Origin of the sequence: uncultured Bacteroides sp. (assembly GCF_910578895.1) — a bacterium.
Taxonomy (GTDB): Bacteria; Bacteroidota; Bacteroidia; order Bacteroidales; family Bacteroidaceae; genus Bacteroides.
This window is the reverse complement of record NZ_CAJTSC010000034.1, coordinates 18,314-30,517: the sequence shown is the minus strand read 5'-3', so window position 1 is coordinate 30,517 and position 12,204 is coordinate 18,314. Positions and strand designations below refer to the sequence as shown.

Here is a 12,204-nt window from a genome sequence, read left to right as displayed (position 1 = left end):
ATACGTTCGCTGTAACAATACAATTCCAAGGCTATTATTTCCCATCTGATTTTAAATTTAATGTAATGTTTGAGCCCCGTCTTAACGGATGGGGCTCATTTCAATCTTCTCTTTTTATCCGTTATATATTTTATTATTCCATCAACACAATCGTCCATCGCTTCAATTCGTTTGTCAATTTCCGATTTCAGTTCTTCGAGACAAGTGCGTTCGTACAAACGTGCATGCTCTTCTTTTTACACGTCTATCCGCATGGTGAGTTTCTTAACTTGCTTTTTAATACAGTAACAGTCTTGCTTGGTTAGTTCCATATCAATCTCCTTTCTCTTTAATCCGTTTCAGCACATCCTTGTTCGCTTCAAGTATTTCATCGAAAGAGGGGATGGGTATATATGCTATAACAAGTAAGCATTTGTCCTCCCAGTCCGAATTTTCGTCAACAATACTTCCATCTTCCAATAGTAGGAGACATCGTTTGTCGTTCGGTACAGGATGTGCTCTATCGCCTATTTTTATCCATGGAGATTGCTAATCCACGGTTTTCTTGTTTACGTAAAATAACACTTGTTACTACTCTTGTAAAAAGGTAAAAAAAAATAAAAAGGTTTTGCTCCTACGTTATAGGCTGCTAACTTTGAAATATCAACTTCTAAAATTATAAAAGCATATGAAAAAATTAATTTTATCTCTTGCATTAAGCTGCGCAGCTACTAATTTCTTTGCGCAGAACGCTGATCCTGCACAATTGGTTAACGAAGGTAAAACCGCTCTTGAAGCAAAAAATTATCAAGAAGCATTTACAAAGTTCAGCACCTATCTGACACAAACCAATAATCAGGATTCTGTAATCGCTTTTAACTGTGGAGTTTGTGCCGACAAAATCAATAAACCTGCTGATGCACTGAAATACTTTGACATAGCCGTACAGAAAAAGTATAATTTAGCCAACGCCTATATTGGAAAAGCCAGTGCATTAAAGGACCTGAAGAAAAACGATGAGTATGTTGCTACTTTGAAAGAAGGTCTGGAAGCTGTTCCTGATAATAAAACATTGACCAAATTGTATGCCACTTACTATGTAAATCAAGGTATTTTGGCACAGAGAGCCAAGAAAAACAATGCTGCAGAAGAAGCTTTCAAGCAAGCTATCGCTATCCAGCCTGACAATGTGAATGCGCTTAATAGTTTAGGTTCATTATATTACAGTCAAGGTGCAAATCTGCTGAAGACAGATGCAGACAAGGCAAAAGAGGAATTCAAACAAGCCAAGGAACATCTGGATAAACTTATTCCGTTACTGTCTGCCGACAAGCCGGCTCAAAAGAAAATGAAAGATAATGCAACTACAATGTTGAATTTCATTAATTCTCAATTGCAGTAAATAAAAAAGATATCCCAAAAAGGAAGGTGTGTCAAAACACCTAAAATATATAAATCACCCCTGTTACAGTTCTGTAACAGGGGTGATTTGGCTAATAAGAGAGTTTTATCACTCTTCTTTAGATATTTATATCTAATCCCAAAATACATTACGATTATTTAGGACTGGGAATATAATCCTCATTTCATTGGCTAATATCTTGGCTACCGTATAGTCGTACCCTGTTGAAAAATTCGGATCTTTATCGAATTGTGCGTTATCAGCGTATGACCGAATATCAGCCTTTCCTCGTACAAAGTAGTATTTATCATACATGGTCAAGTGGAAAACAAAATGATTATACATTCACTATTTTGTGTTTAGGATAAAGATTTAGGAGGATGTGTCAAATGCACACCTTCATGATAGAAAAGGTTGAAAAGAAAAAAGGAAGGCTACATAATCAGACTGAAATAACAAGAAAGGAGGAGAGGTTTTAACTTCTCCTAAAAACTACATGTACATAATGTATGGATGGAAAGGAAAAATAGGAATTTGTAAACAATATTTTATAAAAGAAAGAGGACTTGAGATTTTGCAGAAAAAAATCAAGAGAAAAGTCCACGGAAAGTAAAACTTTTCTCTTGATTTGTGAGAAAGAGGAGCATTTACGGAACACCCCTACTTATTGAAAAAATCTGCAGGATACTGTTTCCTTTCAATATCCCGCAGATAAGCACTTTTGAGGGGCAACCTATTTAGTCTTTCTCAATACAACCGCTGTACGTGCCGGAATATAGAGTTTCAGCCATTCTTTCTTCTCTTTCTTATATAAAGGATCCGAAAGGGTGAAATGTTTCACTGTATCATCTGTCAGCCCATTGCCGCCATAATCAGGATTATCCGTATTTAATATAACCTCATAGGAACCTGCCGGTACCAGGAAACCATAGTCGGCGAAAGACTGTTTGGGATTGAAGTTAAATACAAATACCAAATCCTTACGCATATATGCCAATATCTGGTCGCCGTCATTATGCCATATTTCCTGAACCTTTGTAGCTTGGAATTTCTTCACACTTTTGATAACTCCCAGCATGGCGCAATCGAAATCGCCCAGATAGTGATATGCCAAATTCTTATTATCAACCAAATTCCATTGACGACGAGCATACTTGCACGACCATCCATTGCCTTCGCGAGGAAAGTCTATCCATTCGGGATGACCGAATTCATTGCCCATGAAATTGAGATAACCTCCATTGATAGTCGTTGCCGTCAGCAAGCGTATCATTTTGTGCAAGGCGATGCCACGATGTACCATATAGTTCTCATCACCCTTCTGCATGTGCCAATACATATCGGCATCTATCAGACGGAAGACAATGGTTTTGTCACCCACCAATGCCTGATCGTGGCTTTCCGCATAGGATATTGTTTTTTCATCCTGGCGCCGGTTGGTTACTTCCCAAAACATACTGGACGGCTTCCAGTCCTCGTCAATCTTTTCCTTGATAGTTTTAATCCAATAATCGGGAATGTTCATTGCCATACGATAGTCGAAACCATAGCCGCCGTCCTCGAATTTTGCAGCCAGACCCGGCATTCCCGATACTTCTTCCGCAATAGTGATTGCTTTAGGATTAACCTGATGAATCAAGCGGTTTGCAAGCGTCAGATAACAAACAGCATTGTCATCTTGGTGACCATTGAAGTAATCTCCATAGTTACAGAAAGCTTCTCCTAAACCATGGCTGTAATACAACATGGAAGTCACACCGTCAAAGCGGAAACCGTCAAAATGATACTCTTCCATCCAATATTTGCAGTTGGACAGCAAGAAATGAATCACTTCATTCTTTCCATAATCAAAACAAAGGGAATCCCATGCCGGATGTTCGCGCCGAATACCCGGATAGAAATATTGATTCGGATCGCCGGCAAAGTTACCCAGTCCCTCGACCTCGTTTTTCACTGCATGCGAATGGACGATGTCCATGATAACTGCAATGCCCATGCTGTGGGCTGCATCAATCAATTCTTTCAATTCGTCCGGAGTGCCGAAACGGGAAGAAGCGGCAAAAAAGCTGGAAACGTGATAGCCGAAACTTCCATAATACGGATGCTCCTGAATCGCCATAATCTGAATGCAGTTATATCCGTCTTTGGCAATGCGCGGAAGAACTTTTTCTTTGAACTCTCTGTAGCTGCCAACCTTTTCTTCCTGTTGCGCCATGCCGATGTGGCATTCATAAATCAGCAACGGATCGGTAACAGCCTTGAAAGTCTTTTTTTTCATTTTATATGGTTTCTCCGGAGCCCATACCTGCGCACTGAATATCTTGGTTTGCTCGTCTTGCACAACCCGATTTGCCCATGCCGGAATTCGTTCACCGCAACCGCCGTCCCAATATATCATCAGCTTGTATAAGTCACCGTGTTTCATGGCATCGGCAGGGAGTTTTATTTCCCAGTTACCATTTGCCTTCCGCTTCAGGCTGTATTTTTTCTCTTCCTTCCAACTGTTGAATGTTCCAACCAGAAAAATCCGTGTGGCATTAGGAGCCCATTCCCGAAACACCCAACCATCGTTGGTACGATGCAAGCCGAAATAAAGGTAACCGGATGCAAAATCCGATAACGTCTGCTTTCCCTTGCCTGTCAACTCCGCCTCTTTTTCAGCGGCATGTTTATGGCGTCCGTTTATGGCATCCGTATATGGTTCCAGCCACGAATCGTTCTTAATCAAATTCAATATTTCCATAGAGGATTGATTTGGAATATTTGATATTATGCTTTAACTTTCACAATTACTTTTTTCACACCGTCCGGGGTGATACCGGGAGCATGTCCGTCTTGTGGAAAGAAAATGGCAAACATGCCCGGCTTTACTTCAATATAGCTTTCCGCCAGACCGGCAAAAAAAGTAATATCCTTTTCTGCATTATAAGGAGCATCTGCCGGAACGCAATCCGCCGCAGCGGTGTAACCCATTAATTCGGTACCTGACAGGGGAATCTGAATATCAATAAAATCCCTATGGGTTTCCAACTTGGCATCTTCCTTTGCTTTCGGCTTGGTCTGCGCTACATTCACAAGCAAATCCTTGCCTTTAAGCTCTATTTTCCCTACTTCCAGCGCGTTTAAATCGTGCGATTTCAAAAACTCGATTGCCTGTGCGAATAAAGGATTCAGCGAAGCATATTTCTCTATGTTTTCAAGTCTGTCTACTACCATAATTCAAATGTTTTAAGTTGGTTATAAATAATTATATAAAATCGTCTATTGTGTAGTTCACAAAGTCCGAAAAGCGTTTCATCTGTCTGAAAATATCATCCGTACGATCCAGGAAGTCGGGAGCCAGAAAAAAATTGTCAGGCTGATAGCAGGTAACGGTATATTCCTTGCATTGCAGATATTTCAAGTACGGATAATCCTTAGGGAAACCTTTCGGAGCTGTTTTCAGAAAATTCTCCCCGATAACAGGAAAATATTGCTTGAAGGCGGGATCCTCAACAATTTCCCGAAATTCATCCATATTGTCATAAACCGCTTGCCGCAAGGCTTTCAGGAGTGGAGAAGGCGGACAATAACTGCCACCTGCCAACAGGCAATTTCCCGGTTGCAGATGGACATAATATCCGCAATGATCCGATTTCTTTCCTCTGGCATTGATGTAGCCGCCAAAATGATTTTTATAAGGCGTTTTGTCTTCTGTAAAACGCGTATCCCGATAGATACGGTATGTGCAGTCCTTAGCTTCAATGCCACGGATACTCTCGTCAAACAAAGAGATACGGGATATAATTACTGTCAACAAGTTCTCAAACTCGTCCCGGGCGTTTTCATACTGCTCCCGATGAGCATTAAACCATTCACGATTGTTGTTGGCGGACAGCTCTTTTAGAAATTGAAATATAACAGGAATATTCATACCATATAAATCCTTATTTCTGCCAAATTTACGGATAATATTTTTAACATGCTACAAATAGAGATAAAAAAAGCATCGGCTTGGGGTAAACCGATGCTTCTTACACATTTATCAATCAAAACAGACGCTTCTGTTCTTTGATGTACTTACTTATCACAAGCGGGTACGTCTCCTTTAATTAATCTTATATCTAATACTATGAAAAACACATCTATATAACATTGCACTTTCAGATTTTGTTCATAAGGATAAGCATAACTTTAGCATTTGTTATATCTTTGCAAGAAAATATGCAGAATATGAAAGAGTATAAATATGACGAAGAAAGCGTCAACGCTCTGATAGAGTGGACTAAAACAGCATCATTCCCCGAACATGTCATGTTGAGCGAGGCGGCAAATATATTTGATGTGAAACAGTATGTACAGGCTAATTTGAACGATATCGCCAGCCATTATCCGGATGAATTTTATAATCCCGCCATCACCCGTTTATATCAGTTGAAAGATAAGATGGAAGGCAAAGATAATGCAGAGTGATTGAATCACCCTGCATTACTTCGTTGGATTTACAGCTTTATTTTAAGGATTTTTCCGCTATATCCTTCTACGGATATTTCCGTTGCCTTATAGGGTAATAAGCTTAACACCTCTTCTTTACCGGTCAATAAATCCACGGCTTGATACCGGTCCATTTGCGGTATTTGCAGAAAATCAAAAGCGTGGGAGGGGATATTGATTGCCAGGTCTGCCGACATGTGATCGAAGTTCACGACAAATAACAGTAAATCCCGTCCGGACTTACGCAAGAAAGTATATTGTTTATGCTCGTTGAAGCGCCAGCCGTTGATGTTGGCATACATCAAGTCGAAGAACTCTCCTTGCGAAACAGCCTTCTCCTCGTTGCATAATGTCAATATGCGCTGATAGATGCCATACAGATATTTCTGGTTGTCCGTCAGCATCTTCCCGTCGAATTTCCCGCCATTACGCCAGCGGCGGATAGTATCTACGCTCCAATAGTCAAAAATAGTGGTACGCCCGTCTCTGCCACTGAAACCTTCACTGTCCATGCCCGGCTCGCCGAACTCTTGTCCGAAGTAAATCATCATAGGATTTACATTCATACATGCCGATACGATAAGAGCGGGAACGGCTTTGCGCGGATCACCTGCAAAGAATTCGGAAGCGATACGTTGCTCGTCATGGTTTTCCAGAAAATTCAGCATTCGTTTTTCTATTCCACCCAAACCCTGCCATGCCCGTGTGATGGCGGTTGCCGATTCATTGCCGCAGACAATTGCCCGAAGCGTGTCGTACAATCCCACTTTATCATAGAGGTAATCAAATTTTCCGCGAAACAGATAATTGCCATATTCCTTCGGATTATAAACCTCGGCAATGAAGAGCAGGGTGGGATACTTGGCTTTTACTTTGGGAATGGCCCATTCCCAAAACTCAACAGGAACCATTTCCGCCATATCACAACGGAATCCGTCGATATGTTTTCCCGCCCAAAACATCAGAATATCCAGCATTTTGGTCCATGTATCGGGAATCGGATCAAAGTGGCAAGTACCGCCATTCTGATAGTCTACACCATAATTCAGTTTAATCGTCTCGTACCAGTCGTTAATGTCGGGATATGCGTCAAAGCGATTGTTACCGGTAGCTTTGGCGGGAAGCTCTTTATAAGGTTCGGCGGCAACGCTTTTCATATCGAACTGCCCGTGCAGTTCCGACTGCGGAATATAATAGAAATTATTATAAGGGCTGAATGCATAGCCCGCATCATCGTCTGCTCCCAACTGGGAAGTACCGTCGGGTTGCATATCCGAATGGTATTGGCGTGCCACGTGGTTGGGTACGAAGTCGATAATCACCTTCAACCCGCTGCGATGAGTGCGTTGCACCAGTTTCTCGAATTCTCTCATACGTTCAGGAACATCTGTCGCCAAGTCAGGGTCTACGTCATAATAATCCTTTATGGCGTAGGGCGAACCGGCTTTGCCTTTCACAACAGCCGGATGGTCGGGGCGGATGTTATAACGGCGGTAATCCGTTTGTGTGGCATGTTCGATAATACCGGTATACCAGATGTGGGTAGCTCCCAGTTTCTTGATTTCCCCCAATGCCTTGACGGTAAAATCCGCCATTTTGCCACAACCGTTTTCGGCAATGTTACCGTTGTGAATACAATGATTATTGTTATTTCCGAACAATCGGGTAAACACTTGATAAATAATCAGTTTGTTTTCGTCACTCATTTCTTCTTATTTAGAAAGTGGTTATTGTTATTATTTCCATATAGTGCCTTTTTCTATTTGCAAGCGTTCCAATATGTTGTTGGTGGCACTGTATCCTTGCATAAATATCTCCTCCGCCTTTTCCAATTCCCTGTTGCTATAGCCGTCCAGATTGTAAGGCTCTATCAGCAAGTCGGCTTTTTCCCGTTCGGGGAACGAGTTGGAACGAAACATGAAGTGATACGAACGCAAGGCAACGCTTACGATATTCATTTTATATTTGGGCGCCATCAAAGGACTGACGTTGATAGCTACAATTTTTTCACATACGCGCCGGATGATGGTTACCGGCAGGTTCATCAACAATCCGCCGTCCACGTAATACGTTTCGTCTATTTTTACGGGCGCAAACAGCACAGGCATACAACAAGATGCGGCTACACGTTCTGCAATATCTCCTTTATGGAAGTGTGCAAGACGCCCATGATCCAAATCGGTAGCGGTGACAATCAGCGGCAACTTCAGTTCTTCCAACCTCTTCGCTTTCAGGTTGCTTTTCAGGAAATCTTTAAATTCACTGAGGTCGAACAGGCCTACTTTGGGAATTACCAACTTCGTCAAGTCCTGAAATTTATGTCCGGCAAAATACTCCAGCACCTTATGAGGTTCATTGCCGTCTGCATAAAACACACCCGCCAGCGCACCTGCACTGACACCGGAAATGATATCGGGCTTAATATCGTGCTCCAACAATGCCTGCATCGCACCCAAATGGGCAAATCCCTTAATGAACCCTCCACTCAAGGCATAACCGATAGGGTATTTATTAGAGAACCAATTGTTTGTTGCTACTTCCATGTTTTCGGTATATTCATCTATAGTATCCACGGAAATTTAAAGCACGTTTCATCAAACAAGGCATAATCGGCAGTACCGTTCACGGCAAATGTCCTGACACAGCGCGCCTCTTTCAGCAGTTCGCGCGCCAGTTTTATGGTAGCCCCCGTTTTTATACGGTCATCCACCAACAGGATACTCTTTCCTTTGAAATCAAAATCAATAGGTGCCAACAACTGCGGAGCATCGAATTTGGGATGCTGGTATTCGTCCCTCAGATTGATGCGCAGCAGATGCACCTCTTTTTGCAGGCGCTGGTTGATGATGCCTGCCGGAACTATTCCGCCATTGGCAATGGCGACAATCATATCGAAATCGTCGTGAAACTCAATCGTGCGGAAACGTTCCAGCACTTCTTCCATTGTTTTTGCCATAAGAGTAATGTAATTTGTATTTATATTTTTATCAACTCGTAATCCATTGTTCCCAAACCAATCTTTTCGGCATGACGCAGTCCGGCAAGCCAGTCCGTATCGGGATGTATTATGTGGAATTTGTCGCAGCCGCAAAGGTCATCGTGTTCATGCTTTTGGGCAAGCACATTATTGCCGTGCAACACGGGTGCCTGAATAACCATGTCCGCACAAGCCTTGTCCAGCGCCACAGGGTCTGCCGATGCCAGCATGCCGAGGTCCGGGATTATGGCGGCGTCATTATGGTTCCAGCAGTCGCATTCGGGCGATACGTTCATTATAAAACTGATATGGAAGTGCGGCTTGTCTTTCAGCACGGCTGCGGAATATTCTGCAATCTTGTAGTTCAGGCGTTCGGAAGTGTCCCAGTCGCTCACTACAGCGGCATCATGCTGGCACAGCGCCACGCACTGTCCGCATCCCACGCATTTTGCATAATCTATTTCCGCTCTACGGCCGGCATTCAGATGTATGGCGTTGTGTGCGCAATGCTTTACGCATATATTGCATCCGATGCAATTTTCAGCAACCACTTTAGGCTGTGACGATGCGTGCAGTTCCAGTTTGCCGCCTACACTGGCGCATCCCATTCCCAAATTCTTCAGTGCGCCTCCAAATCCGGCTTGTTCGTGCCCTTTGAAGTGGTTCATGCTGATAATGACATCCGCATCGGCAATGGCGGTACCGATTTTTGGGGCAGGGCAGTATTCTCCGTCTACCGGAATCTCTCTGTAGTCCGTGCCTTTCAGCCCGTCAGCTATAATCACTTGGCATTGGGCGGATATGGGATTGAAGCCATTCTCCATAGCGCTTTGCAAATGGTCTACCGCATTGGAACGGCGTCCTGAATACAGCGTATTGCAATCCGTCAAAAAAGGCTTGGCGCCGAAGCTGCGTAGCAGGGTTGCCATACGCGCGGCATAATTAGGGCGGATATACGCCAGATTGCCCGGTTCGCCGAAATGTATCTTGATAGCCGTAAAACTGTCTTTCAACGGAAGCTGTCCGATGCCTGCACGTTTAAGCAGACGTTCCATCTTGTCTAAAAGATTGGAAGTAGGAGAGGTGCGTAAGTCTGAAAAATACACTTTTGCTTTTTCCATGTATATATCTTTATTGTGATTGTTTTTGCAAAAATAATAGATAAAATCAAATAATGGCAGGTATATGATATAAAAGTAGGGCAGAAGGTCTACATAATCCGTCCGCGTATTATTTGTACGCGATTCCTCGCATTGGAAAACATGTATCAATATGCCATAAAACAGCAGAAGATATAGTTACAAACGACAAGAGGTTGCCCAAAATTGGACAACCTCTTTATACGTTTTGGAGAACAGCCTTCTCCTTTCTTCACGGCAATCAGCCTAACGGATCCGTTTCTTCACCCCCATTGAGGGAGCCGCCGCCATTGCTGCTGCTTCCGTCCGTATAGTCGGTGTCAACGGGCATGGCACGGGTGACGCTCATCTCCTTCAATGTACGGTGAAATATCTTTCCCGGAGTGAACACGATACGTTTGGAAAGGATGTTGCTTGCCTTTACATCTTCTTCAGTATCGGCACTCTTCGTTCTGATAGTAGGACGGAACAGTCCGAACTCACCCATTTGTACGGTTTTGCCATCGTCAATTTCCTCCGCCATCATGTCTACCAGACCGCTCACTACCAGCTCCACCACCTTGCGGTGAATGCCGCAAAGGCGGCTGACCTTTGCACACATCTTGTTGAAACTCACTTGTCCCGAACCGACAGCTTTTGCCACATACTTTTCTGCTTTCGACTCGTCAAAGCCGAACACTCTTTTCGTTACTACATACTCTAAAGCCATAATTGTTAAAGTTTAATTGGTTAAAAAATAAAGGTTTACTATTGCCATTGGTTTCAATGGCTATGCAAAGATAAGATAGGGCATTAGGAGTACGCCCCCTTTTACCGCCTTTAGGGCATGTTTTTTCAGAAAAAGTTATAATTCATTGATTTCCAAATTATTTTTCTACTACAATTTCTTCATGTAATCAGTGTAATAGACCGATAAAATCTTATATTTGCGGCAAAGAAGTAAAAAACTTAGAGATATGAAAACTAAAAGTCTGACGATTGTTATGCTTGCCCTGTTAGCGGTCATAATATCTGCGGTATCGGCAAAAGCCCGGCCTTTGACTGTGGAAAGAGTGGTTACGGAAGAAAGCGGTCCTGCCCTGATAGGGTGGGGAGAAGCGGAATGATGACATAATCTCTATTAATAAATGAGTCCTAAAAAAGCGGCATTTCACTTGGTGATTTGCCGCTTTTTTAGAATTAGTTGATATTCTTTATGGATTATGCAATGCCGTGAGCCGATACACTGTTATCGATTTTCTTAATAAGTCCTTGCAGCACTGCACCCGGTCCGCATTCCGTGAAGTCGGCAGCGCCATCGGCAACCATATTCTTGACCGTTTGCGTCCAACGTACTGAAGCTGTCAGCTGGGCAACAAGGTTTTTCTTGATTTCGGCAGGATCGGTATGAGGCAGAGCGTCCACATTCTGATAGACAGGACACTTCGGAGTATGGAACTCGGTAGCGTTGATAGCGGCTTCCAATTCAACCTTGGCAGGGTCCATCAGCGGGGAGTGGAATGCACCGCCCACTTTCAACGGCAAGGCACGTTTGGCACCGGCAGCCTTCATCAGCTCGCAAGCCTTGTTGATTCCTTCGATAGAACCGGAAATAACAATCTGTCCCGGGCAATTGTAGTTGGCTGCAACGCAAACTTCGCCATCTGCACTTACCTGCGCGCAGATTTCTTCAACTTTTTCATCCGGCAGGGCAATGATTGCCGCCATCGTAGAGGGTTGTGCCTCACAGGCTTTTTGCATAGCCATCGCACGTGCATAAACCAATTTCAGGCCATCTTCAAAACTCAGCGCACCGGCAGCAACCAATGCAGAGAACTCGCCCAATGAGTGACCGGCGGTCATTTCGGGTTTGAAGTCATCGCCCATGCAAAGCGCGGAGATTACGGAATGAAGGAACACGGCAGGCTGTGTCACTTTGGTCTGGCGCAGATCTTCGTCCGTACCGTTGAACATGATATCTGTAATACGATATCCGAGGATATCATTTGCCTTTTCAAAAAGTTCCTTGGCTAAAGCCGAATTTTCGTACAGGTCTTTTCCCATTCCAACGAATTGGGCACCTTGACCCGGAAATACAAATGCTTTCATATTTACTCGTTTTTAGTGTTTGATTAAAAAGTGGCGCAAAGGTAGAGGTTTTTCCGGTAACCACCGCACAAAAGAGTGTTTTTTGTGCAATGTACCTTTTTCATAGTATGTTTATAATACAATATGTGGCCTCTCCGCAAGGCGGG

General features: G+C 43.3%; 12 protein-coding genes and 1 pseudogene. 3 read left to right on the top strand and 10 right to left on the bottom strand.

Going from position 1 to position 12,204, the window contains the following annotated elements; translation table 11 throughout:
- Positions 1–667: 667 nt before the first annotated feature.
- A complete protein-coding gene (locus QZ327_RS09720) occupies positions 668–1,381 on the top strand; it encodes a tetratricopeptide repeat protein (protein WP_294618861.1) in 714 nt (237 codons plus the stop codon).
- A gap of 150 nt (positions 1,382–1,531) precedes the next feature.
- On the opposite strand, the pseudogene QZ327_RS09715 reads toward QZ327_RS09720, so the two are convergent.
- From QZ327_RS09715 to QZ327_RS09700, 4 genes and pseudogenes are all read right to left on the bottom strand, one after another.
- Positions 1,532–1,723: pseudogene (locus tag QZ327_RS09715) on the bottom strand (RteC domain-containing protein); the annotation flags it as partial.
- Between the two features lie 391 nt (positions 1,724–2,114).
- Positions 2,115–4,124: an alpha amylase C-terminal domain-containing protein gene (locus tag QZ327_RS09710; RefSeq protein WP_294618860.1), complete on the bottom strand. Its 2,010-nt coding sequence runs from the start codon at positions 4,122–4,124 to the stop codon at positions 2,115–2,117.
- A 26-nt stretch (positions 4,125–4,150) separates the two neighbouring features.
- Positions 4,151–4,597 carry a YhcH/YjgK/YiaL family protein gene (locus QZ327_RS09705; protein WP_294618859.1) on the bottom strand — a complete coding sequence of 149 codons (447 nt, stop codon included), beginning with the start codon at positions 4,595–4,597 and terminating at the stop codon, positions 4,151–4,153.
- A gap of 31 nt (positions 4,598–4,628) precedes the next feature.
- Complete coding sequence (locus QZ327_RS09700; RefSeq protein ID WP_294618858.1) at positions 4,629–5,294, bottom strand: DUF2461 domain-containing protein; 666 nt, start codon at positions 5,292–5,294, stop codon at positions 4,629–4,631.
- A 299-nt stretch (positions 5,295–5,593) separates the two neighbouring features.
- On the opposite strand from QZ327_RS09700, the gene QZ327_RS09695 reads away from it, so the two are divergent.
- A complete protein-coding gene (locus QZ327_RS09695) occupies positions 5,594–5,833 on the top strand; it encodes a hypothetical protein (RefSeq protein ID WP_294618857.1) in 240 nt (79 codons plus the stop codon).
- Between the two features lie 29 nt (positions 5,834–5,862).
- On the opposite strand, the gene QZ327_RS09690 is transcribed toward QZ327_RS09695, so the two are convergent.
- From QZ327_RS09690 to QZ327_RS09670, 5 genes are all read right to left on the bottom strand, one after another.
- Positions 5,863–7,560 carry an alpha-amylase family protein gene (locus QZ327_RS09690; RefSeq protein WP_294618856.1) on the bottom strand — a complete coding sequence of 566 codons (1,698 nt, stop codon included), beginning with the start codon at positions 7,558–7,560 and terminating at the stop codon, positions 5,863–5,865.
- 30 nt (positions 7,561–7,590) lie between these two features.
- Positions 7,591–8,397, bottom strand: a complete 807-nt coding sequence (locus tag QZ327_RS09685) for a patatin-like phospholipase family protein (RefSeq protein WP_294618855.1) — start codon at positions 8,395–8,397, stop codon at positions 7,591–7,593.
- A 17-nt stretch (positions 8,398–8,414) separates the two neighbouring features.
- Positions 8,415–8,810: a phosphoribosyltransferase gene (locus tag QZ327_RS09680; protein ID WP_294618854.1), complete on the bottom strand. Its 396-nt coding sequence runs from the start codon at positions 8,808–8,810 to the stop codon at positions 8,415–8,417.
- A 20-nt stretch (positions 8,811–8,830) separates the two neighbouring features.
- Positions 8,831–9,952: a DUF362 domain-containing protein gene (locus QZ327_RS09675; protein ID WP_294618853.1), complete on the bottom strand. Its 1,122-nt coding sequence runs from the start codon at positions 9,950–9,952 to the stop codon at positions 8,831–8,833.
- Positions 9,953–10,211: 259 nt separating this feature from the next.
- Positions 10,212–10,679: an HU family DNA-binding protein gene (locus tag QZ327_RS09670; RefSeq protein ID WP_294618852.1), complete on the bottom strand. Its 468-nt coding sequence runs from the start codon at positions 10,677–10,679 to the stop codon at positions 10,212–10,214.
- Positions 10,680–10,926: 247 nt separating this feature from the next.
- Between QZ327_RS09670 and QZ327_RS09665 the strand changes: the two genes are divergently transcribed.
- Complete coding sequence (locus QZ327_RS09665; protein ID WP_294618851.1) at positions 10,927–11,076, top strand: hypothetical protein; 150 nt, start codon at positions 10,927–10,929, stop codon at positions 11,074–11,076.
- A gap of 94 nt (positions 11,077–11,170) precedes the next feature.
- Here QZ327_RS09665 and fabD read toward each other — a convergent pair whose 3' ends face one another.
- The gene (fabD, locus tag QZ327_RS09660; protein ID WP_294618850.1) at positions 11,171–12,058 is read right to left on the bottom strand and encodes an ACP S-malonyltransferase; all 888 of its coding nucleotides are present in this window, start codon (positions 12,056–12,058) and stop codon (positions 11,171–11,173) included.
- Between the last annotated feature and the right edge of the window lie 146 nt (positions 12,059–12,204).